Source organism: Streptomyces sp. NPDC059355 (assembly GCF_042752335.1).
Classification (GTDB): domain Bacteria; phylum Actinomycetota; class Actinomycetes; order Streptomycetales; family Streptomycetaceae; genus Streptomyces.
This window is the reverse complement of the sequence record NZ_JBHYXN010000027.1, coordinates 49,185-71,600: the sequence shown is the minus strand read 5'-3', so window position 1 is coordinate 71,600 and position 22,416 is coordinate 49,185. Positions and strand designations below refer to the sequence as shown.

16 protein-coding genes are annotated in these 22,416 nt (G+C 72.0%); 9 read left to right on the top strand and 7 right to left on the bottom strand.

Annotated elements, in window-relative coordinates:
- Nucleotides 1-110: 110 nt before the first annotated feature.
- The 4 genes from ACFXGI_RS24645 to ACFXGI_RS24630 form a co-directional block, all read right to left on the bottom strand.
- Nucleotides 111-2,024 (bottom strand): anthranilate synthase family protein, encoded by a 1,914-nt coding sequence (locus tag ACFXGI_RS24645; protein ID WP_384710457.1) that lies wholly within the window; start codon nucleotides 2,022-2,024, stop codon nucleotides 111-113.
- Nucleotides 2,021-2,644, bottom strand: a complete 624-nt coding sequence (locus tag ACFXGI_RS24640) for an isochorismatase family protein (protein WP_384710454.1) — start codon at nucleotides 2,642-2,644, stop codon at nucleotides 2,021-2,023. Before ACFXGI_RS24640 ends, ACFXGI_RS24645 begins: the two co-directional genes overlap by 4 nt.
- A gap of 98 nt (nucleotides 2,645-2,742) precedes the next feature.
- Complete coding sequence (locus ACFXGI_RS24635) at nucleotides 2,743-3,513, bottom strand: 2,3-dihydro-2,3-dihydroxybenzoate dehydrogenase (protein ID WP_384710451.1); 771 nt, start codon at nucleotides 3,511-3,513, stop codon at nucleotides 2,743-2,745.
- 19 nt (nucleotides 3,514-3,532) lie between these two features.
- Entirely contained in the window at nucleotides 3,533-4,705 is a 1,173-nt protein-coding gene (locus tag ACFXGI_RS24630) for a 3-deoxy-7-phosphoheptulonate synthase (RefSeq protein ID WP_384710448.1), read from the bottom strand.
- 225 nt (nucleotides 4,706-4,930) lie between these two features.
- Here ACFXGI_RS24630 and ACFXGI_RS24625 point away from each other — a divergent pair, with 225 nt between their 5' ends.
- The 9 genes from ACFXGI_RS24625 to ACFXGI_RS24585 all read left to right on the top strand — a co-directional run bounded on the left by ACFXGI_RS24625 (nucleotide 4,931) and on the right by ACFXGI_RS24585 (nucleotide 18,262).
- Nucleotides 4,931-5,911 (top strand): NADPH:quinone reductase, encoded by a 981-nt coding sequence (locus tag ACFXGI_RS24625; protein WP_384710445.1) that lies wholly within the window; start codon nucleotides 4,931-4,933, stop codon nucleotides 5,909-5,911.
- Between the two features lie 164 nt (nucleotides 5,912-6,075).
- Nucleotides 6,076-6,618: an SRPBCC family protein gene (locus ACFXGI_RS24620; protein ID WP_053691880.1), complete on the top strand. Its 543-nt coding sequence runs from the start codon at nucleotides 6,076-6,078 to the stop codon at nucleotides 6,616-6,618.
- 97 nt (nucleotides 6,619-6,715) lie between these two features.
- Nucleotides 6,716-8,344 carry a class I adenylate-forming enzyme family protein gene (locus ACFXGI_RS24615; RefSeq protein WP_384710441.1) on the top strand — a complete coding sequence of 543 codons (1,629 nt, stop codon included), beginning with the start codon at nucleotides 6,716-6,718 and terminating at the stop codon, nucleotides 8,342-8,344.
- 93 nt (nucleotides 8,345-8,437) lie between these two features.
- The gene (locus ACFXGI_RS24610; RefSeq protein WP_384710438.1) at nucleotides 8,438-10,426 is read left to right on the top strand and encodes an FAD/NAD(P)-binding protein; all 1,989 of its coding nucleotides are present in this window, start codon (nucleotides 8,438-8,440) and stop codon (nucleotides 10,424-10,426) included.
- Entirely contained in the window at nucleotides 10,423-11,859 is a 1,437-nt protein-coding gene (pcaB, locus tag ACFXGI_RS24605; protein WP_384710435.1) for a 3-carboxy-cis,cis-muconate cycloisomerase, read from the top strand. The genes ACFXGI_RS24610 and pcaB overlap by 4 nt, the downstream gene beginning before the upstream one ends.
- A 22-nt stretch (nucleotides 11,860-11,881) precedes the next feature.
- Nucleotides 11,882-13,303: an MFS transporter gene (locus ACFXGI_RS24600; protein WP_384710432.1), complete on the top strand. Its 1,422-nt coding sequence runs from the start codon at nucleotides 11,882-11,884 to the stop codon at nucleotides 13,301-13,303.
- Nucleotides 13,296-15,566 carry a molybdopterin oxidoreductase family protein gene (locus ACFXGI_RS24595; RefSeq protein ID WP_384710430.1) on the top strand — a complete coding sequence of 757 codons (2,271 nt, stop codon included), beginning with the start codon at nucleotides 13,296-13,298 and terminating at the stop codon, nucleotides 15,564-15,566. Before ACFXGI_RS24600 ends, ACFXGI_RS24595 begins: the two co-directional genes overlap by 8 nt.
- The gene (locus ACFXGI_RS24590) at nucleotides 15,563-17,011 is read left to right on the top strand and encodes an FAD-dependent oxidoreductase (RefSeq protein WP_384710427.1); all 1,449 of its coding nucleotides are present in this window, start codon (nucleotides 15,563-15,565) and stop codon (nucleotides 17,009-17,011) included. The genes ACFXGI_RS24595 and ACFXGI_RS24590 overlap by 4 nt, the downstream gene beginning before the upstream one ends.
- 39 nt (nucleotides 17,012-17,050) lie before the next feature.
- Nucleotides 17,051-18,262: an NAD(P)/FAD-dependent oxidoreductase gene (locus tag ACFXGI_RS24585; protein WP_384710424.1), complete on the top strand. Its 1,212-nt coding sequence runs from the start codon at nucleotides 17,051-17,053 to the stop codon at nucleotides 18,260-18,262.
- A 177-nt stretch (nucleotides 18,263-18,439) separates the two neighbouring features.
- Here ACFXGI_RS24585 and ACFXGI_RS24580 read toward each other — a convergent pair whose 3' ends face one another.
- From ACFXGI_RS24580 to ACFXGI_RS24570, 3 genes are all read right to left on the bottom strand, one after another.
- Complete coding sequence (locus ACFXGI_RS24580) at nucleotides 18,440-19,900, bottom strand: MFS transporter (RefSeq protein ID WP_384710421.1); 1,461 nt, start codon at nucleotides 19,898-19,900, stop codon at nucleotides 18,440-18,442.
- A 78-nt stretch (nucleotides 19,901-19,978) separates the two neighbouring features.
- Nucleotides 19,979-21,559 carry a class I adenylate-forming enzyme family protein gene (locus ACFXGI_RS24575; RefSeq protein WP_384710418.1) on the bottom strand — a complete coding sequence of 527 codons (1,581 nt, stop codon included), beginning with the start codon at nucleotides 21,557-21,559 and terminating at the stop codon, nucleotides 19,979-19,981.
- A 199-nt stretch (nucleotides 21,560-21,758) separates the two neighbouring features.
- A complete protein-coding gene (locus tag ACFXGI_RS24570) occupies nucleotides 21,759-22,406 on the bottom strand; it encodes an NAD(P)H-dependent oxidoreductase (RefSeq protein WP_030869799.1) in 648 nt (215 codons plus the stop codon).
- Between the last annotated feature and the right edge of the window lie 10 nt (nucleotides 22,407-22,416).

The following is a 22,416-nucleotide window of genomic DNA, read 5'->3' as shown; positions in this document are numbered from 1 at the left end:
GTGAAACTTATGGTTCCGTCCCCGGGAAAAGCCGACAACGGCATCCGTGGGACCTTGTCAGGTACGGGGTCGCGGGGCGGTCCGGTCAGGCCGGACCGCCCCGCGCCGCGTCAGGCGGCGAGCATCCGCGCGGTCAGCGAGGCCAGCAGGTCCCCGGTGATGCGCGGACCGTTCTGTGTCAGCACCGACTCGGCGTGGAACTGCATCGACGCGAAGTGCGGGCCGCGCAGCGCGTGCACCTCCCCGGTCTGCGGATCGTGGCTGATGTCCACGAGCCCGACACCGGGGATCACGGCCGAGTCGACCAGGGAACGGGCGGCGAAGGTGTTGTAGAAACCGACCCGTTCGGGCCTGCCGAAGAAGTCGATCTCCTTCTGGACGCCCTGGTTGGGTTCGTCGCGGCGGACCAGGTCGAAGCCGAGCGCCGTGGACAGCACCTGGTGGCTGAGGCAGACGGCCAGGAAGGGCCGCCGCTCGTCCAGCAGGTTCCGTACCGCCGCGCGCAGATGGGCGATCTTGGGGTGGGAGCCGTCCCGGGGGTCGCCCGGGCCGGGGCCCATCACCACCAGGTCGTGCCCGTCGAAGGAGTACGACTCGTCGTACCGGCGGATCGTCACGTCCAGCCCGATCGAGTCCAGTTGGCGGGCGATCATCGCCGTGAACGTGTCCTCGGCGTCGATCACCAGGACGCTCCGGCCGGCCAGCGCCGGATCGACGGCCTCCCGGTCCTGGTCCTCCTTGAGCCAGTAGCCGGCGATCGTGCGGTTGCGGTCCTCCAGCGCCGCGCGGACGGTGGGATGGCTGGCGAACCGGGTCTTGCCGGACCCCGATTCGAGGGCCGCGAGCAGCCCGGCCGCCTTGGCCGCGGTCTCGGCCACCTCCGACCAGGGGTCGGAGTGGCGCACCAGGGTGGCGCCGACCCCGATGCGGACCTCGCCGCCGGCGCCGATGTCGGCCGTGCGGATCAGGATCGAGGAGTCCAGCGCGTCCCCGCCCTGCTCGTCGCGGCCGATCAGGGCCAGCACGCCGCTGTAGTAGCCGCGGCCCTGGGGCTCGTACTTGGCGATCACCTGGGCCGCGCTCTCCAGCGGGCTGCCGGTGACGGTCGGGGCGAACAGGGTCTCGCGCAGGATCTCCTCCGGGGGCCGCGTGCTGCGGCCCTCGATGAAGTACTCGGTGTGGGCGAGGCGGGCCATCTCCTTGAGGTACGGGCCGTCCACGCGGGCACCGCCCTCGCAGATCCGGGCCATCATCTTCAGTTCCTCGTCCACCACCATGTAGAGCTCGTCGACCTCCTTGGTGTCGGCGAGGAAGTCCATCACCTCCGGCAGCGAGGGCCCGGCCGCCGGATAGCGGTATGTGCCGCTGATCGGGTTCATGACCGCGGTGCCCTGGCGCAGGCTGACGTGCCGCTCGGGACTGGCGCCGACGAGGGTGCGCTCGCCGGTGTGCACGACGAAGGTCCAGTACGCGCCCGACTCCCTTTCCAGCAGCCGCCGGAAGAGGGTCAGCGCGTGCCCGGTGGAGTACGCGCGGATCCCGGTGGTCCAGGACCGCTTGAGGACGAAGTTGGCGCCCGCGCCCTCGCCGATCTCGTCGGAGATCACCCGGCGCACGGTGTCCGCGTACTCCTCGTCGGAGACGTCGAACGATCCTCCGTCGAGTTCGATCGGCAGGTCGGGGATCCGGGCGAGCGCCTCGACCAGCGAGATCTGCTCCTGCCCGGTGACGGTCATCGCGACCAGCGGGGTGTCCTCCGCGGGGGCGGCGAAGCCCCGCTCGGAGATCTGCCGGTACGGGATCAGCGCGAGCACCTCGTGCCGGGAGCCGTCGCCGGCCGCCGCGGCCGCCGCGGCCGCGGTGTCCGCGGCACCCGGCGCACGCAGCTGCGCCAGCGAGTCCACGGTGGCGCTCTCGCCGACGATGACGTCGAGGATCCCCGGGCCGGTGGCTTCCGGGCGGTAGAGGAGGGCGAAGGGGGGCGGATTGGGGCCCAGGACGCGGGCCAGCAGGGGCGAGGTCATCCTGCGATCTCCTTGGCGGTGGTGACGACCGCGCAGCGCTTGGACGCGTAGTCGATGGCCAGCCGGTGCTCCAGCTCGCTGAAGTCGCCGATGGCGTCCGCGACCAGGAAGGTCTGGATGTCGTGGCTGAAGGACTCGATGGCCGTGGTCAGCACGCCGACGTGCGCGTAGACACCGCAGATGACGAGCTGGTCCCGGCCGGCGGCGCGCATGCGCTCCAGCAGGTCGGTGTTGAAGAAGGCGCTGTAGCGCCACTTGGTGCAGACCCAGTCCTCGGGGTCGGGTGCGAGCGCGGGGACGACCTCGCGGTCTTCGGGCGTCGTACGCATCCCCGGGCCCCAGATGTCCGCGAGCAGCCCGCGCTGCTCGGGGGTCATGCCGCCCGGCTGGGCGGTGTAGGCGACGGGGGCGCCGTGGGCCTTGAAGTGCTCCCGCAGCAGCGCGGCGTTGCCGGTCAGCTCGGCGCGCAGCGCCTGGGGGAAGGGCGCGAGGAAGTAGCGCTGCATGTCGTGGACGAGCAGTACGGCCCGGTCAGGGTCGAAGGTCCACTGCGGTATGGACGGGGGAATGTCTCCCGCGGTCGGGAGGGGATAGGGCTCGATGGTCGGTATGCCGGCCATGACTGTCCTCTCGGATGTCTGATCCTCAAAGCGGGTGCGCAGGGTGGATGGGCGGATGGAGCGGGTGGAGCAGGTCGGGGGGTGTGGGCGGGGCGGGCTCACGCGCCGAGCGTGGCGCCGCCGTCCACGGTGAGGACGTGCAGGGTGATGTGCGCCGCGCGGTCCGAGAGCAGGAAGAGCACGGATTCGGCGATGTCGGTGGTGCGGGCGAGCTTGCTCAGCGGGATGCCGACCTTGAAGGACTCGGGGCTGCCCGCGATGGTCCTCGCGGGGCCCTGCTCGTCCTCCCACATGGAGGCGAGCATCGCCGTGTCGGTGGACCCGGGGGCGACGACGTTGCAGCGGATGTTGTGCTTGGCCACTTCGAGGCCGAGCGTCTTGGTGAGCATGGTCGCGGCGGCCTTCGACGCGCCGTACGCGGCCATGGCGGTACGCGGGGTGCCGGCCGCGTTCGAGGCGACGGTGACGATGGCCCCGCGGTTGCGGGGGACCATCCGGTTGACCGCGGCGCGGGACAGCCGGAAGACGCCGCTGACGTTGACCTCGAAGGTCTGCAGCCAGTCCTCGTCGCTGAAGTCCCGTACCTCGCCCAGGCGCAGGATTCCCGCCGTGTTGACGAGGAAGTCCAGCGGCCCGAGTTCGGATTCGACGGCGTCCACGACCGACTCGACCTGTTCGGTGACGGTGACGTCGGCCGGGTGGGCGTGGACGTCCAGCCCGTCGGCGGCCAGCTTCTCCACCGACTCGCGCAGCCTCTCGGCGTCGCGGTCGACGGCGGCCACCGTCGCGCCCTCCTCGGCGAGCAGGCGGGCTACGGCCAGACCGATGCCTCCCGCGGCTCCTGTGACGAGGGCGACCTTGTTCTCCATGTCCAATCTCCCTGCTGGTTCAGGCTCGCCATTGCGTCACCACGGCGTAGGCCTGGTTCGGGTTGAGGCGGGGGTCGCACAGGCTCGTGTACTTCTCTCCGACCGTGTGCAGCTGGTCCTCACCGGTCGCGCACTCGGTGACGTCGTCCGGGGTGGTCTCCAGGTGCAGACCGCCCGCGACCCCGCCGCCCTGGGCCACGGCGGCCTGGAAGCCCTGGATCTCCTTGACGACGGTGTCGACCAGGCGGGTCTTGTGACCGCCGGGGGCGGAGAAGGTGTTGCCGTGCATGGGGTCGGTCAGCCAGATCACCGGGTGTCCGGCCTGCCGCACCGCGTCGACGAGCGCGGGCAGGCGCTCGGCGACCAGGTCGGCGCCCATGCGGGCGATCAGGGTGAGGCGGCCGGGCTCGCGCCACGGGTCGAGGCGCCGGCAGAGCTCGATGAGCTCCTCCGGCTCCATCGAGGGGCCCACCTTGCAGGCGACGGGGTTGACGACCCCGGCCAGCATGTCCACGTGGGGGCCGTCGATCTGGCGGGTGCGCTCGCCGATCCACGGGAAGTGGGTCGAGGTCAGCAGCGGGCTGCCCTCCTCGTCCCAGCGCATCATGGGCAGTTCGTAGTCCAGGAGCAGTGCCTCGTGGCTGGTCCACACCGGCGGGCAGATGCCGGAGCGGCGGGCCGGGTCGGTCCAGCCGAGGTGGGCCATGGCCTGCGCGGCGGAGCGGTAGCCGGAGAGCAGGCGGAACGGGTCGGGAAGGCGGTCGGCCAGGCCGGCCTCGGGGCCGTTGACCATGTGCCCGCGGTACACGGGCAGTTCGACCCCGTCCACGACCTCGGTCGGGCGCGAGCGCGGCTTGGCGAACTGGCCGGCGAGCCGGCCGATCCGGACCACCGGCTTGTGCGTGATCATCTTCAACGTGCCGGCGAGCATGTCGAGGAGGGCGGACTTGCGCGCGATGTAGCCGGCGTCGCACTCCGACGGGTCTTCGGCGCAGTCGCCCGCCTGGACCACGAAGGCCTCGCCCGAGGCCACCCGGGCGAGGTGGGAGCGCAGGCGGCGGACGTCTCCGGCATTGACCAAAGCGGGACGCTGGGAAAGATCGTCCTTCACCTTGGCCAGTTCGGGGAAATCGGCCCAGTCGGGCTGTTGGAGGGCGGACGCTTTTCTGACGGTGAGTGAAGCTGTAACCACAGGAAACTCCCAGGAAATGGGCCCAAGTCTGGCGTATGGGCAGAACTGAGGGGTGGCGGATTATCGATGCTGCTGGGTAATTGGAGTGGGCCCCACCTGTCGACGGGAACTCCGTCAAGTGCCGCGGCCGTACCTGACGAAGCCGTCCGTGATCGGTTAACTCACACCTGACTAAAAAGCGGCGCGGGCTTTCCCGGGACGGCCGTTGCGAACAGAATCCGGACCATGCATGCCGCCTATATCGAACAGCTGGGTCCCGCGGAGCTCATCCGCTTCGGTGAGCTGCCCGCTCCGCAGCCGGGGCCGTCCGACGTGCTCGTCGAGGTCGACGTAGTCTCCGTCAACCACGTCGACACCTTCGTCCGCTCGGGTGCCTGGCGCACCCCGCTCGACTTCCCCTTCGTGATCGGCCGGGACCTCGTGGGGACCGTGCGCTCCGCCGGTCCCGCGGTCGCCCACCGCTTCGCACCGGGGGACCGGGTCTGGTGCAACAGCCTCGGGCACGACGGCCGCCAGGGCGCCGCAGCCGAGCTGGCAGTCGTCCCGGCCGAGCGGCTCTACCCGCTGCCCGAGGGGGTGGACCCGGTCGACGCGGTCGCCCTCGCGCACCCGGCCGTCACGGCCTACCTCGCCCTCTTCGACCAGGGCCAGGTCACCGCCGGCGACACCGTCCTGGTGCTCGGGGCCGCGGGCAACGTGGGCAGTGCGCTGGTCACGATGGCCGCGCACGCCGGAGCCCGGGTCATCGCGACGTCCTCGCCGCGCGACTTCGACTACGTACGGGAGCTCGGCGCGGCCGAGGTCATCGACTACAACGACCCCGACGTGCCGGGCCGGGTCCGCGAGCTCGCCCCGGGCGGGGTGGACATCCACATCGACACCTCGGCCCGCAACGACCTGGAGACCGCGGTGGACCTGCTCGCGAGCCGCGGGCGGATCGTGCTGCTCTCGGGGATGCGCACCCGTCCCGTGCTGCCCGTGGGCCCGCTCTACCTCAAGGACTGTTCGGTCCGCGGTTTCGCGATCTCGCACGCCACCGCCGGCCGGCTGGCCGCGGCGGCGGCCCACGTCAACAGGCTGACGGCGGCCGGGCTGCTGCGGCCGCGCGGCACCGAGGTGCTGCCGCTGTCGGAAGCGGCCGAGGCGCACCGCCTGCTGGACGAGGGCAAGGTGACGGGAAAGCTGGTGCTGCGCGCCCGTTCCTGACGGACAAAGCTGCGGAAAAACACTGTCGGCGGCGCCGTGGAACCATTATCGCGGCGCCGGTCCGGCATGTCCTCATTTTCCTTGTGCAATACACGGGTAAAAGACCTGATGGACCCGCGATAAGAGCCTTGAGCGGCGAATGCGCGCGCAGCAGTATTTCGGCCATGACGAACTCCATCATCGATTCGACCCCGCTTTTCGAGGTCCGCGCGGACATTCCCGTCGCGGCCACCGCGCAGGAGATCTACGACGTCGTCAGCGACCTGACCCGGAGCGCCGAGTGGAGCCCGGAATGCCAGGGCGGCGAGTGGATTTCCGGTGAGCCCTCCAGCGTCGGCGCGATTTTCCGCGGCGAGAACCTGCGCGCCGAGGACGTCGTCGGCTGGGCCCCGCTGGTCCGCGGCACCTGGTACACCGAGGCCCGCATCACGGCGGCCGAGCCCGGCCGCACCTTCCGCTGGGTGATGCTGACCCACGCCCAGGAGGACCAGGAGTCCATCTGGGGCTTCGACATCGAGCCGGCCCAGCAGGGCTCGGTCCTCGTCCACCACTTCCGCATGGGCAAGGCGACGGCCGGCATCCACAAGATCGTCGCCGATCTCGACGAGGTCCAGCGCAAGCAGTTCATCACCGACTGGACCGAGAAGCTCGAAGGTGACCTCGACGCCACCCTCGCGCGCATCCGCGACGTCGTCGAAGGCCGCTGAGCCTGCGTTGTCGCACCCGGACGCCGGCACCGGCCTCCCTCCCGGTGCCGGCCCACTCCCCGTACGCCACCGAAGACACTCTTGAGAGAACGAGGCCATGCTTCTCCAGCGCATAGGAAACAAGGGCATCCGGCTGGGTACGCTCTTCGACCGAGCGGCCGCCCGCACCCCCGCGGGCCTCGTGGTCATGGACCACGACCTGGACATCGCCCCGCAGCTCGGGCGCCGCCCCACCTTCACCGAACTCGCGGACCTGATCGACGACTTCGCCTCCCGCCTGTGGTCGGTCGGCGTACGGCCCAACCACCACGTCGTCGTGCACAAGTCCGACGGCTTCGACATCTCGCTGCTGGCCTGCGCGATCGCCCGCATCGGCGCGATCCCGGCCCTGCTGTCCCCGAAGCTGGACGGCGAGACGGTCGCGACGCTCGTCCGCCGCATCGACCACCCCTTCCTGATCACCGACCAGGAAAAGCTCGACAACAACCTGCCGGCCGAGATCTTCGACATCACGGCCCAGGTACTGCTGACCAAGGGTTCCTTCGGCAAGGCCGTCGAACTGGCCTCGCTCGCCGGTGCCACCCGCGTCCCGGCCATCCCGATGCCGCCGGAGCACCCCACCCTGATCACGCACACCTCCGGCACCACCGGCACCCCGAAGCTCGCCGTCCACACCGGCCACACCTTCGAGGCCCGCTACCGCCCGCAGGCGACCGTCTTCTCGGCCGTGCCCAAGCGCGAACCGGTCGCGGTCCACGTGTCGTTCGTCCACTCGCGGATGTTCACGGCCATGCCGATCTCGATCCTCCAGGGCCACACCCTGATCGTGCTCAAGGAGGACGACCCGGAGACCGTCGGCGACATCTTCGCCCAGGTCCCGCCCGGGTTCATCGAGGCCCACCCCAACACGTTCCTGCGCTGGGAGGCGCTGGCCGAGGACCCCCGCGGCCCCCTCGCCAACGTCAAGTACTTCAGCTCGACCTTCGACGCGATCCACCCGCGCACGGTCAGCATCCTGCTCAAGGCGAGCAAGCGGAAGAACGCGCTCTTCGCCCAGGCCTACGGCCAGAGCGAGGTCGGCCCCATCGCGGCCCGCACCTACACCCGCAAGGGCGGCTCCGACTTCGACGGCCGCTGCGTGGGATCCCCGTTCCCCGGCATGACCGGTGTCCGCGTCGTCAGCCGCGACGGCAACCCCGTCACCAAGACGAACCCCGGCTTCATCGAGATCAAGTCCGACGGCCGCATCATCACCTACCTCTCCGAGCACGAGCGCTGGGAGAAGCAGGTCCACGACGGCTGGTGGCGCATGGGCGACCTCGGCTACCGCACCAAGTGGGGCTGCCTGCACCTGCTCGACCGCGAGGTCGACGAGATCCCGGGCATCGGCTCGACCCTGGAGATCGAGGACAAGCTCTTCACCCGGCTGCACGAGCTGATCGAGGTCATCATCATCCCCGGCCCCGACGGCGTCCCGGTCCCCGTGGTCTGCACGCGCGACGACAAGCCGCTCGACCTGATCGCGTGGAAGTCCGCGGTCATCGGCCTGCCGAAGCTCGCCGCCCCGGTCCAGTGGCGCCTCGAAGACGTCCCGCAGACCGCCACCACCAAGATCAAGCGCCTCGAACTCGCGCGCCTGGTCGCAGGCGGGTCGGAAGACGAGGCCGGCACGGACACCGAAGCCGAAGCCGCAACCGGAACCGAGGTCAAGGCCGACGCCGCCTGAGCGCCCGGTGAAGCCCGCAGCGCCACCGCGCCCGGCCCACCCCCGCACAGGCCCGGCTCCCACCCTGCATCCCTACCGCATCGGAGATATCGCATGAGCAGCTCGTCCGTTGAGATAGCCGTCGTCGGCGCAGGCCCCCGCGGCCTGTCCGTCGTCGAGCGCCTGGTCGCCAACGAGCGGGAGAACCCCGTTCACGACTCGGTCGCCATCCACGTCGTGGACCCGGCCGCGCCCGGAGCCGGCCAGGTCTGGCGCTCCGGCCAGTCCCGCCACCTGCTGATGAACACCGTCGCTTGCCAGATCACCGTCTACACCGACGACAGCTGCAAGATCGACGGTCCGATCGAGCCCGGTCCGACCCTGTTCGAGTGGGCCAAGTCCCTCTCCGTACTCGGTCAGTTCGGCGACTACGACGAGGGCACCCTCGCCGAGGCCGCGGCCATGGGCCCGGACACCTACCCCACCCGCGCCTTCTACGGGAACTACCTCAGCGAGTGCTTCCAGCGCGTCATCGTCGGCGCCCCCAAGCACGTCACCGTCCACGTCCACCGCTCGCGCGCCGTGGCCATCGCCGACACCCTCGGCATCTCGGGCGGCCCGCAGGGCGTCCGGCTCCAGGACGGCACCCGCCTCAACGACCTCGACGCGATCATCCTGGCCCAGGGTCACGTCCCGGCCCGGCTGACCCCGCGCGAGGCGCGCACCGCATCCCTGGCGCGCATCCACTACCTGACCTACCTGACGCCGGGCAACCCCGCCGACAAGGACCTCGCGGCGATCAAGCCCGGCCAGACGGTGCTCGTCCGCGGCCTGGGGCTGAACTTCTTCGACTACATGGCGCTGTTCAGCCACGGCCGCGGCGGCTCCTTCGTCCGCGACGAGGACGGCAAGCTCACCTACCAGCCGTCGGGGCAGGAGCCCCGGCTCTACGCCTTCTCCCGGCGCGGCATCCCGTACCACGCCCGCGGCGACAACGAGAAGGGCGCGTACGGCCGCTACTTCCCCAAGCTGCTGACCCCGGACTACGTGCGCGCCCTGCGCGAGCGGGCCGCCTCCGGCGGCCGGGTCACCTTCAAGGACGACCTCTGGCCCTTCATCTCCCTGGAGGTCGAGAGCGTCTACTACGGCGCCCTGCTCGCCGCCAACGGCCGGCCGGAGGAGCGCGAGGCGTTCGCCGAGCGCTACCTGGAGACCGAGGACGCGGAGGGCCGCTCCTGGCTGCTCGCCGAGTACGACATCCCCGAGGAGCAGCACTGGAGCTGGGAGAAGCTCTCCGTCCCGTACGGCGACACGCAGTTCGCCGACCGCGACGCCTTCCAGGCCTGGCTGGTGGAGTACCTCGCGGCCGACGTCGTAGCCGCCCGCCAGGGCAACCTGAGCGGCCCGGTCAAGTCGGCCCTGGACGTCCTGCGCGACCTGCGCAACGAGGTCCGGCTCGCCGTGGACCACGGCGGCCTCGACGGGGACTCGCACCGCGACGACCTGGAGGGCTGGTACACCCCGCTCAACGGCTTCCTCTCCATCGGCCCGCCGGCCACCCGCATCGAGGAGATGATCGCCCTCATCGAGGCCGGCATCCTGACGATCACGGGCCCCGGCACCCAGGTCCGCATCGACACCGACGCCCAGACGTACGTGGCCGCGTCCACCTCGGTGCCCGGCCCGCAGATCAAGGCGCAGGTGCTCATCGAGTCCCGGCTGCCCGAGCCCGACCTGCGGCGCACCTCCGACCCGCTGCTCCAGCACCTGCTGGACACCGACCAGGCCAAGCCGTACGTCATATCGGGCGAGCAGGGCGGCTACCAGACCGGCGGCCTCGCGGTCACCGAGCGCCCGTACCGGCTCATCGACGCCCGCGGCACCGCCCACGCGCGCCGCTTCGCCTACGGGGTGCCGACCGAGTCCGTCCACTGGGTCACGGCGGCCGGCATCCGGCCCGGCGTGGACTCGGTGACGCTCGGCGACTCCGACGCCATCGCCCGCGCCGTACTGGCCCTGCCGCCGGTCGCGAGCCTGCCGGCCGGGATCCGCGCGGTGGCCGACCAGCCGGCCGACGACACGCTGCCCGGCGTGATCGTATGACCGACGAGGGCCTTCTCGTGGACGCAGGCCTGCTGTCTCCGGTGCGGGCCGGCACCGCGGTCGAGGCGGCCGTCGGCGACCGGGCATGGCTGCAGGCCATGCTCGACGCCGAGGCCGCCCTGGCCCGGGCCCAGGCGAGCCTCGGCACCCTCCCGGGGGAAGCCGCGGCCGTCATCACCGAAGCCGCCCGGGCCGAGCGGTTCGACCTGAGGGCCCTCGCGCTCGCCTCGCGGGAGACCGCGAACCCGGTGGTGGGCCTGGTCCAGGCCCTCACCGCGGTGGTCCGCGGCATCGATCCGAAAGCCGCGGACTTCGTCCACCGGGGTTCCACCAGCCAGGACATCTTCGACACCGGCGCCATGCTGGTGGCCACCAGGGCCCTGCGCCTGGTCCGGGCGGACCTCGCCCGGACCGCGCAGGCCCTGGCGGGCCTCGCCCGCACCCACCGCGACACCCTGATGCCGGGCCGCACCCTGGCCCTGCACGCCGTCCCCACCACCTTCGGACTCAAGGCCGCGGGCTGGCGGGCCCTCGTCCTCGACGCCGACGCCCGCCTCGCCCGAGTCCTCGACGAGGGCCTGCCGGTCTCGCTCGGCGGGGCCGCCGGCACCCTCGCCGGCTACCTCGAATACGCCGACATCGACCGCCCCGACGTGGCGGCCGACACCGCCCACCCCTACCTCGACCGGCTCGTCGACGCCTTCGCCGCCGAGACCGGACTCGCCCGCCCGGTGCTGCCCTGGCACGCGCTGCGCACCCCGCTCGCCGATCTCGCCGCCGCGCTGGCCTTCACCGCCGGCGCCCTCGGCAAGATCGCGGTCGACGTGCAGGCGCTGACCCGGACCGAGGTGGGCGAGGTCGCCGAACCCACCGTCGCCGGCCGCGGCAGCTCCTCCGCCATGCCGCACAAGCGCAATCCGGTGCTCGCCACGCTGATCCGCGCGGCGGCCCTCCAGGTCCCGGTGATCGCCGCCGGGCTCACCCAGTGCCTGGTCACCGAGGACGAGCGCGCCGCCGGCGTCTGGCACGCCGAATGGCAACTGCTGCGCGAGTGCCTGCGCCTGACCGGCGGCGCCGCCCACACCGCGGTCGAACTCGCCGAAGGCCTGGAAGTCCGGGCCGGCCGGATGCGGGAGAACCTCGACCTCACCGGCGGCCAGGTGGTCTCCGAGCGCATAGCGGCCCGCCTCGCCCCGCGCCTGGGCAAGGCCGCCGCGAAGCAGCTGCTGACCGAGGCCTCGGCCGCCGCCGCCGAGAGCGGGCGCCCCCTGGGCGCCGTGCTCACCGGGATGTCCGGGGCCGGGCACGGACTCGACGCGCAGTACATCGCGCAGCTGTGCGACCCGGCCGGGTACAGCGGCGCCGCCGGCGCACTCGTCGACCGCGCGCTGGCCGACGTACCGCAGTCGCCGCCCCGCGGACCAACCGCCTGACAGACAAGGGAGAAACCAGGTCATGAGTGCCGAGAGAACAGCCACGCGATCAGCCAAGGGGCGCTGGATCGAGGACTGGGACGCCGAGGACGAGCAGTACTGGGAGCGGGGCGGCAAGCGCATCGCCCTGCGCAACCTCTACCTGTCGGTGGTCTCCGAGCACGTCGGCTTCTCCATCTGGAGCATGTGGTCGGTCCTGGTGCTGTTCATGACGCCCGGGATCGGCCTCGGCTTCGCGCCCGACGAGAAGTTCCTCCTGGTCGTCACCCCCACGCTCGTCGGCGCCCTCCTGCGCCCGTCGTACAGCTACGCCGTCACCCGCTTCGGCGGCCGCAACTGGACCGTCTTCGCCTCGGCGATCCTGCTGGTGCCGGCCACGCTCACCGTGATCTTCATCCAGCGCCCCGGCACCCCGCTGTGGGTGTTCCTGATGATCAGCGCCCTCGGCGGGGTCGGCGGCGGCAATTTCGCCTCCTCGATGACCAACATCACCGGCTTCTTCCCGCGCCGCCACCAGGGCTGGGCCCTCGGCCTCAACGCGGGCGGCGGCAACCTCGGCGTCGCCGCCGTCCAGCTGCTGGGCCTGCTCGTCATCTCCACCGCGGGCGACACCCACCCGGCGTACATCGCCGCCTTCTACCTGCCGCTCATCGCGCTCGTCTCCCTCGTCTGCGCGTTCAAGATGGACAACATCGCGACCGTACGGACCGACCCGGGCGCCCAGCGCGAGGCCCTCGCCCAGCGCGACACCTGGCTCATCTCCCTCCTCTACATCGGCACCTTCGGCTCGTTCATCGGCTACGGATTCGCCTTCGGGCTGGTCCTGCAGACCCAGTTCGGCTCCACGCCGCTGCAGGCGGCCTCGTACACCTTCCTCGGCCCGCTGCTCGGCTCCTTCTCCCGCCCCTTCGGCGGCTGGCTCGCCGACCGCTTCGGCGGCGCCCGCATCACCCTCATCACTTTCGCCGGCATGGGCGCCGGCACCGTTGTGCTGCTCCTCGCCTCCGCACGCGACTCCCTGACGATCTTCATCGCCGGATTCACCGCCCTGTTCGTCCTCAGCGGCATCGGCAACGGCTCCACCTACAAGCTGATCCCCGCGGCCTTCACCCGCCAGGCCGAGGCCCGCATCGTCCGGGGCGAGGACGCCACCCGTGCCTTCGCCACCGCCCGCCGCCTGTCGGGCGCCGCCATCGGCATCTCCGGCGCGATCGGCGCGCTCGGCGGAGTCGCCATCAACCTCGCCTTCCGCGGCGCCTACAGCGGCGGCGCGAGCAACGGCACCCCCGCCTTCCTGTCCTTCCTCGGCTACTACGCGGTCTGCGCCGCCGTCGTCTGGGCGGTGTACGTACGCCGCGAGCGGGCCGGCTCCCCGGCCGCGCAGCAGCAGCAGCGGCAGCAGACGGCGGCAGCCGCCACCCGCCCGGAGAACGTCCATGTCTGACCGGATACGTCCCGGCGCCGCCCGCGACGGCGACGCCGGGACCGTACGGACCCACTGCCCGTACTGCGCCCTGCAATGCGGCACCCTGCTGAGCCGGGACGAACCGGCGGGCGGGGCCGAGGTCCAGCCCGACCCGGACTTCCCCGTCAACAGCGGCGGCCTGTGCCAGAAGGGCTGGACGGCCCCCGCCCTGCTCACCACCCCCGACCGGATCCGGACCCCGATGGTCCGCGACGCCGGCGGGACCCTGCGCCCCACCGACTGGGACACCGCCCTCGACACGGTGGCCGCCGGCCTCGCCCGGATCCGCGCCGAGCACGGCCCCGACGCCGTCGGCGTGTTCGGCGGCGGCGGTCTCACCAACGAGAAGGCGTACCTCCTCGGGAAGTTCGCCCGCCTCGCCCTCGGCACCAGCCAGATCGACTACAACGGCCGGTTCTGCATGTCCTCGGCGGCCGCCGCCGGGAACGCCGCCTTCGGCCTGGACCGCGGACTGCCCTTCCCCGTCACCGACCTCGCGGCCGCCGACGTGATCCTGCTCGCCGGGGCCAACCCCGCCGAGACGATGCCCCCGCTGATGCGCCACCTCAGCGCGGCCCGGCTGATCGTCATCGACCCGCGCCGCACCCCCACCGCCGCCCGCGCGGCCCTGCACCTCCAGCCGCGTCCCGGCACCGACCTCGCCCTCGCCCTCGGCCTGATGCACATCCTCGTCGTCGACGGCCACACCGACCGTGCCTACGTCGACCGGCGCACCGCCGGCTTCGAAGCCGCGTGGAAGCGCGCCGCCTCCTGGTGGCCCGAGCGCGTCGAGAAGGTCACCGGCGTACCCGTCAGCGACCAGCGCGAGGCCGTACGGATGCTCGCCGCCGCCGGCCGGGCGTACGTCCTCACCGGCCGCGGCGCCGAACAGCACAGCAAGGGCACCGACACCGTCGCCGCCTTCATCAACATCGCGCTCGCCCTGGGCCTGCCCGGCCGCGAAGGCGGCGGCTACGGCTGCCTCACCGGCCAGGGCAACGGCCAGGGGGGCCGCGAGCACGGCCAGAAGGCCGACCAGCTGCCCGGCTACCGGATGATCACCGACCCGGCGGCCCGCGCCCACGTGGCGGGCGTCTGGGGCGTCGACCCCGAGGTCATCCCCGGCCCCGGCCGCAGCGCGTACGAACTCCTCAGCGCCCTCGGCACCGACACCGGCCCGCGCGCCCTGCTCGTCTTCGGCGCGAACCCGGTGGTCTCCGCCCCGCGCGCCGACCGCGTCGCCGAACGCCTGTCCTCCTTGGACCTGCTCGTCGTCGCCGACTTCGTGCCCTCCGAGACCGCCCGCATGGCCGACGTGGTGCTGCCCGTCACCCAGTGGGCCGAGGAGGAAGGCACCATGACCAACCTCGAAGGCCGCATCCTGCGCCGCCGCCGGCTGCTCGACCCGCCGCCCGGCGCCCGCTCCGACCTGGCCGTCCTGCACGGCCTCGCCACCCGGCTGGGCGACCTCCCCGAGCGCTACCCGACCGAACCGCGGCTCGTCTTCGAGGAGTTGGGCCGCGCCTCCCGGGGCGGCCCGGCCGACTACTCGGGGATCGGCTACGACCGCCTCGACGCGGGCGAGACCCTGCACTGGCCCTGCCCGCGCACCGCCGACGGCGAGCCCGCCCACCCAGGCACCCCGCGGCTGTTCCTCGACCGGTTCGCCCACGCCGACGGCCGGGCCCGATTCGCCGAGGTGGAGCACCGCCCGCCCGCCGAGGAGGCGCACGCCGAGCACCCGCTGTACGCCACCACCGGCCGCGTCCTGGCCCAGTACCAGTCCGGGGCGCAGACCCGCCGGGTGCCGCAGCTGGCCGCGGCCGCCCCCGAGGTGCACGTCGAGGTGCATCCCGACACGGCCGCCCGGGCCGGCCTGACCGAGGGCGGCCACGCCCGGGTCAGCTCGGCGCGCGGCACCACGCTGGCCCGGGTCCGCCTGGACCCCACCCTGCGCGCCGACACCGTCTTCCTGCCGTTCCACTTCCCGGGCGCCGGGCGGGCCAACCTGCTCACCAACGACGCCCTCGACCCGCGCAGCCGCATGCCCGAGTTCAAGGTGTGCGCGGTCCGGATCGAACCGGCGGAGCTCGAATTCCCCGAGACGGACGCCGGGAACGACGGCATCGGGGAGGACGGCTTCGAGGACGAAGGCTTCGAGGACGACGGCGCCGACATCGTGCTCGCCTCCGCATCCGGCCGGGGCACCGGCCCCGCACCCCTCCAGGACGCCCGCCCATGACCACGCACTCCACCGCGCCGATCCTCGTCATCGGCAACGGTCCTGCCGCCCACCAGATCCTCGACCGGCTGCGCCACTTCGGCTGCGAGGACCCCGTCACCGTCCTCGGGGCCGAGGACACCCCCGCCTACCACCGGGCCCTGCTCACCTCCGCCCTCGACGGCAGCCTGCCGGTCGAGGCCATGGAACTGCCCCCGCCGCCCGGCGACACCACGATCCGGACCGGCGTCTGCGCCGTCCGGATCGACCGGGTCCGCCGCCGCGTGCACACCGCGGACGGGGACGTCTTCCCGTACGCCCGGCTGATCCTGGCCACCGGTGCCACCCCGCTCCTGCCCGACCTTCCCGGCCTGCGCACCCCCGACGGGAGCCCGGCCGCCGGGGTCGCCGTCCTGCGCACCCTCGCCGACTGCGCCCGGCTCACCGACCCGGCCGTGGTGGCCGCCCGGACGCCCGTGACCATCCTGGGCGCCGGATCCCTCGGTGTCGAAGCCGCGTTCGCGCTGGCCCTCAAGAACCGTCCCGTCACCCTGGTCCACCCCCGCCCCTGGCCGATGGACCACCTCCTCGACGCGGCCGCGGGGGCCCTCGTACGCGACCGGCTCACCGCCGTCGGCGTCGAGCTCGTCGCCGGCAGCCCCGCCACCGCGTACACCCCCGCCACCTCGGACGCCCCCGGCACCCTCACCCTCGCCGACGGCAGCGCCGTGCCCGCCGACACCCTGCTGCTGTGCACCGGAGTCCTGCCCGAGACCGGGCTGGCCCGCACCGCCGGGCTCGCCGTGCGCACCGGCATCCTCGTCGACGACTGCTTGCGCACCGACGACCCGCTGATCCACGCCCTCGGCGACTGCGCCGAACACCGCGGCAGCCGCGGCGGATCCCTGGCCTCCGGCTGGGCCCAGGCCGAGGCCCTGGCCCGCCACCTCGCCTCCGGCGCCCGCGGCGTCGCCCCCGCCCGCCGCGTCCTGCGACCCCGGATCGCGGGCCCCGGCCTCGTGGTCCTCGGCATGCCGGGCGCCGCCCCCTCCGACGAGACGATCACCCTCAACGACCCGGCGAACGGCCGCTACGCCCGCCTGGAGCTGACCGGCGAACACATCACCGCCGCGGTCCTCCTCGGCTTCGACCGGGCCATCGCCACCACGACCGAGCTGTACGTCCACGACGCGCCCGTCCCGCGCGACCGGCTCAGCCTGCTCCTGGGCCGCGCTCCCCGCCTGGCCAAGGCCGGCTCCGCCGAGATCACGGCCGAGACCGTCATCTGCCTGTGCAACAACGTCACCCATCACGACCTCAACCAGGCCTGGCACGCCGGGGCGCGAGAGCTCAACGAGCTCGCGGACGCCACCCGAGCGACCACCGGCTGCGGTGGCTGCGCCCGTCAGGTGGAGTCCATCTGCACCGCCCTGGCCTCCACCAGCGCTGCCGCGACCGGCAGTTGAACCGGCGCGGAGGCCCTCACCCCGCAAAGGACACCGAGTATGACCACCCGCACCCTCGTCGTCATCGGCCACGGAATGACCGGCCACCGCCTCGTCGAGGAGCTCCGCTCCCGCGACCGGCACGGAACCTGGCGGGTGGTGGTCCTCGGAGAGGACAGACACCCCGCCTACGACCGGGTCAGGCTCTCGTCCGCCCTCGACGACAAGACCCCGGCCGAGCTGAGCCTGGTGAAGCCGGCCCTGTTCGACGACGCCCTGGTGGAGTTCCACACCTCCACCAGGGCCGTCGGCGTTGACCGCGAGCGCCGCACCGTCACCCTCGAGTCAGGCGCCCTCGTCCCCTACGACGCACTCGTCCTGGCCACCGGATCGGTGCCCTTCGTCCCGCCCGTCCCCGGCCGGGAACTGCCCGGCGTTTGCGTCTACCGCACCCTCGACGACCTCGAAGCCATCCGTGAGGCCGCCACCCGCACCACCACCGGCGTGGTGATCGGCGGCGGCCTCCTCGGGCTGGAGGCCGCCAACGGCCTCCGGCTGCTGGGACTTTCCCCGCACGTCGTGGAGATGGCCCCGCGGCTGATGCCCGTCCAGGTCGACGAGGGCGGCGGCCGCGTCCTCGACCGGCTCGTCACCGGGCTCGGAGTCACCACCCACCTGGGCGTGGCGACCAGCCACATCGAGGCGGGCGCCGACGGCCGCGTGGCCCGCCTGGTCTTCGCGGACGGTACGTCCATCGAGACGGGCCTCGTCGTCTTCTCCGCCGGCGTGCGGCCCCAGGACTCCCTGGCCGGTCCCGCGGACCTGCCGCGCGGCGAGCGGGGCGGCTTCCTCGTCGACGACCACTGCCGCACCCCGGACCCGTACGTCTGGGCCATCGGCGAGTGCGCGGCCGTCGAGGGCCGCTGCTACGGCCTGGTGGCCCCGGGCTACCGGATGGCGGAGGCCGTCGTCTCCCAGCTGCTCGGCGAGGGCCCGGCCCGCTTCCCGGGCGCCGACATGTCCACGAAGCTCAAGCTGATGGGTGTGGACGTCGCCTCCTTCGGCGACGCCCACGCGCAGACCCCGGGCGCGCTGGAATTCGTACGGGAATCCGCGGGCGGGGAGGTGTACGCCAAGCTCGTCCTCGACTCGGCGGGGGACAGCCTGCTCGGCGGGATCCTCGCCGGCGACGCCGCGGCCTACCCGCGGCTGCGGTCCCTGCTGGGGCGCGAACTGCCCGACTCCGCGGAGGCCTTGCTGGCCTCCGTGTAGCACCCGCCCGACCCCGTACCGCTGGGGGGTGTCCCGATTCCGGGACACCCCCCAGCGGCCGTTGCGGCCCGGCGGCCCGCCAGCCCGCCGGCCTGCCCGCCCGGACACAGCGCAACGGCGAAAGCCCCCACCCGGCGGGGTGGGGGCTTTCGCCGTGCGCTGCGTGGAGCTGCCGGATCAGACTCCGGCGGTCTGTGACTCGCGCTCGGCGACGGGCGCGGTCTGCGCCTTCTGCTCGGGCTTCTTCAGGCCCAGGGCGATCAGGCCGGTGATCACGATGCCGGCGGCGGCGATGAAGACCGCCTTCTGGATGCCGTCGGTGGTGGCGGCGCGCAGCGCGTCACCCGTCTGACCCTCCAGGCCGGAGTTGGCGATGGCGACCAGGACGGCGAGGCCGACGGCGCCACCGATCTGCTGGGTGGTGGAGGCGACACCGGAGGCGATGCCCTGCTCCTCGGGGGCGATGCCGATGGCGGCGGCACCGAACATCAGGGTGTAGCCGGCGCCCTGGCCGAGGCCCATGATGATCAGGCCGGGCACGAGGGCCCAGTACGAGGCGTCGGTGGCCATGGTGATGCCGACGATCGCGGTGCCGATGACACCGATGACCATGGCGCCGACCATGATGGCGCGGATGCCGTGCTTGGTGGCGAGGCCACCGGCCGTCTGGGCGCCGATGGCGATGGCGACCATCGGGACGAGGAAGGCGACGCCGGTCTCCAGCGGGCTGTAGCCGTGGACGCCCTGGAAGTAGACGGTGAGGAAGTACAGCAGGGTGCCGAAGGTGGCCATGTAGAAGAAGGTCACGCCCACCGCGGTGGTGAGGTTGCGGTTCTTGAAGAGCGACAGCGGCAGCAGCGGGTCCGCGGACTTCTTCTCGATGACGAAGAAGGCGATGAGCAGGACCACGCCGATGGCGAGGGCGCCGAGGACCTCGCTGGAGGCCCAGCCGGACTCGGGACCCTGGACCAGGGCGAAGACGATCGCGGTGATGCCGACCGTGGAGGTCAGGGCGCCCAGCAGGTCGAAGCTGCGGCCGGCGTTGCGGGCGGCGTCCGGCTTGATGAGCGGGAAGGCGAGCAGCGCGGCGATGCCGGCCAGCGGCACGTTGACGTAGAAGACGGACTCCCAGCCGAGGGACTGGGTGAGCACGCCGCCGAGCAGCGAGCCGACGATCATGCCACTGCCACCGGCGGTGCCCCAGACGGCGAAGGCGCGGTTGCGCTCCTTGCCCTCGGCGAAGCTGGTGGAGACCAGGGTGAGGGTCGCCGGGAAGAGGAAGGCGCCGCCGATGCCCTGGATCGCGCGGGCGGCGATCAGCACCTCGGGGGTGCCGGCGAGGCCGCCGAGCAGGGAGGAGCCGGCGTAGAGGGCCAGGCCCAGGACGAACATGCGGCGCGGGCCGAACAGGTCACAGGCACGGCCGCCCAGGAGCAGGAACCCGCCGAAGGCGACGGCGTAGGCGCTGACGACCCACTGCAGGGTCTGGGCGGAGAAGCCGAGACCGCTGCCGATGTCGGGCAGGGCCACGTAGACGATGTTGTAGTCGATGGAGATGATCAGCTGGGCGAAGGCGAGCAGCGCCAGGGTGAGGCCGAGGTGCTTGCGCCGGCCTTCCTGGTTCTGGGTGGTTGACATGGTGTACAGCTCCCGGGGTCGGGTCGGGGGTTGGTGGGCCGTGTTCGGTGTGCGGTGGAGTGCGGGGCGCGCCTTCGCTCAGGAGGCCAGTTCGTGGGTCACCTGGTCGGCCAGCCGGCGGGCCAGCTCGAGGCGCTTGATCTTGGCGGTGGCCGTGCGCGGCAGTTCGCCGAGCTTCATCTGGATGGGGTCGGCCATCGTGGACTGGTCGGCGATGGCGCGCTTCCAGCGGGCCAGGTCCAGGGGGGCGTCGTCCTTGGTGCAGACGACCGGCACGGGCTCCTGCTCGGGGCCCGGCACGATGATGAGCTCGGTGAGCTCGGGCAGCCGGTGCAGGACGGTGTCCTCGACCTCGAGGGTCGAGTGGATCGTCGGGATCTGGTCGACCTCGCGGTCCAGCAGGTGCAGGCAGCCCCACTTGGTGCGGTAGCCGATGTCGCCGCCGCGCCACCACTCGCCGTCGAGCTGCTTCTCGAAGCGCTCGCCCTCGCCGTAGTAGGTCAGGGCCCGGCCCGAGGTCTGCACGTCGATGTAGCCGGGGTTGTCGTGGGTGACGGGCTTGCCGTTGCGTGACACCAGGCGGTACTTGGTGATGCCGGGCGTGGAGTAGCCCTGGCAGCGGCCGTCGGCCTGCATGACGGTCTTGCGGGTGTACGGGCGCCCCACCAGCGGGCCGCACTCGCTCTGGCCGTAGACCTGGAGGAAGACGGGGTTCTTGCGCTCCGAGGCCCGCAGGAACTTGTCCATCGTGCCCGGGTGGATGGCGTCGAAGGTGGAGTTGTAGAAGCGCACCGTCTTGAACGGCTTGCGCGGGTCGTCGAGGATCGACTCGCACTCCAGGAAGGAGTTCGGGTGCGTCTCGAAGACGCCCGGACGGTACTTGACCATCGCGTCCGCGACCTTCGCGGGCTCGGCGTCGTCAAGGAAGACCATCGGCTTGTTGTTCAGCATCATGGACGCGATGCCGGGGTACATCCGCGAGTGGACGTAGGAGACGTGCATCAGGATCGGCTCGCGCTGGCGCAGCAGGCGTACGGGGATGTTCTGCCAGCGGTGGCGGGCACCGATCGAGCGGGCCGAGTGCACCACGAGCTTGGGGATGCCGGTGGTGCCCGAGGTGTGGGTCATGATGGCGTGCGAGTCGGGGTGCAGCGTCACCGCCGTGCGCTCGGGGGCGCCGGCCAGGTCGGAGAGCGAGATCGCGCCCTCGACCGGCTCGGTCACCGAGATGACCCGCGCGGTGAGTTCGGCGAGCGGCGAGGCGGCCAGCGAGCCCGTGAGCTTCGCGGCGTCCGTCAGCAGCGTCGGTGAAGGCAGCCGCTGCAGAAGCGCGTTGATGGTCTCCCCGTCGAGGTGCGCGGAGAGCATCACCGGGACAGCGCCGATACGGGACGCGGCGCACGCGAAGAGGGTGATGTCGAAGTTGTTGGTCTTGTGGATGACGACGTGTTCGCTGGGCCGGATACCACTGGCCCACAGGCGGTTTGCCATCTCGGCGATCAGGTCGGCGAATTGGGCGACCGTCAGGACCTGGCCGACCTCGGGGAGGGCGTCCATGGTGCGGTCGAGCGTGATGGTGTTGGCGCCGAACTGGGCGGCAGCCTCCTCGGCCACCAGGCCGAGGTAGAGCGGCGTCTTGTTCTTGGGAATCCGGAGCATGTGTTCAAGTTCTCACCAAGAATGCCCGGGCCCAATGGCGGTTGTTTGACTGTGTCAGCTCGACGGAATCGAGCCATCGAAATGGCGGGAATTCACTGTGGCGTGCGCGAGAAAAGGCCCGTAGCGGATGCTCCCGCTACGGGCCTTTCCGGTGCCGGTGCGTTGCTGTTCCTGCTGTTCTCGCTGGTTGCAGGGGGTGTTACTTGTTGAGGCCCTGCTTGAGCGCCTCGGCGACCTGGAGGGTGCGGACGGTCTGGTAGCCGACCGCCTTGAGGTTGTCCTCGGTCACGTTCTGGGCGAGCAGGCCGGGGACGGCCTGGAGCCCGGACGTGGCGCTCACGCCGTACGGGTTGCCGTTGCTCGGCGCCACCATGATCGGGTCGGTGACGCCCGGGGGCACGATGATCGCGCCCCAGTGGTAGAAGACGTTCGACAGCGACAGGACGGTGGACTCCTGGCCGCCGTGCTGGGTGCCCGTGGACGTGAACGAGGACATGGCCTTGTTCTTCAGTCCGCCGCGGGCGTGCAGCTCGAAGGTCTGGTCGATGAAGTGCTTGAGCGGGCCGGCCATGGCGCCGTAGCGGCCCGGGGTGCCCCAGATGACCGCGTCGGCCCAGTCGAGGTCGTCCTGCGTGGCGATCTCGACCTCGCGGCTGCTGCCGCCGACGTGCTCCTGGAACGCCTCGGTCCACTCCGAGAAGTTGGGCGCGATGGTGGCTTCCTGGATTTCGGCGACCCGGCGCAGCCGGACCTGGGCGCCGGCCTTCTCCGCGGCCTCGGCGGCGGCCACCGCGAGCTTGTGGATGTTTCCGGTGGCCGAGTAGTAGACGATCGCGACGTTGGTCATCGGCTCTTCA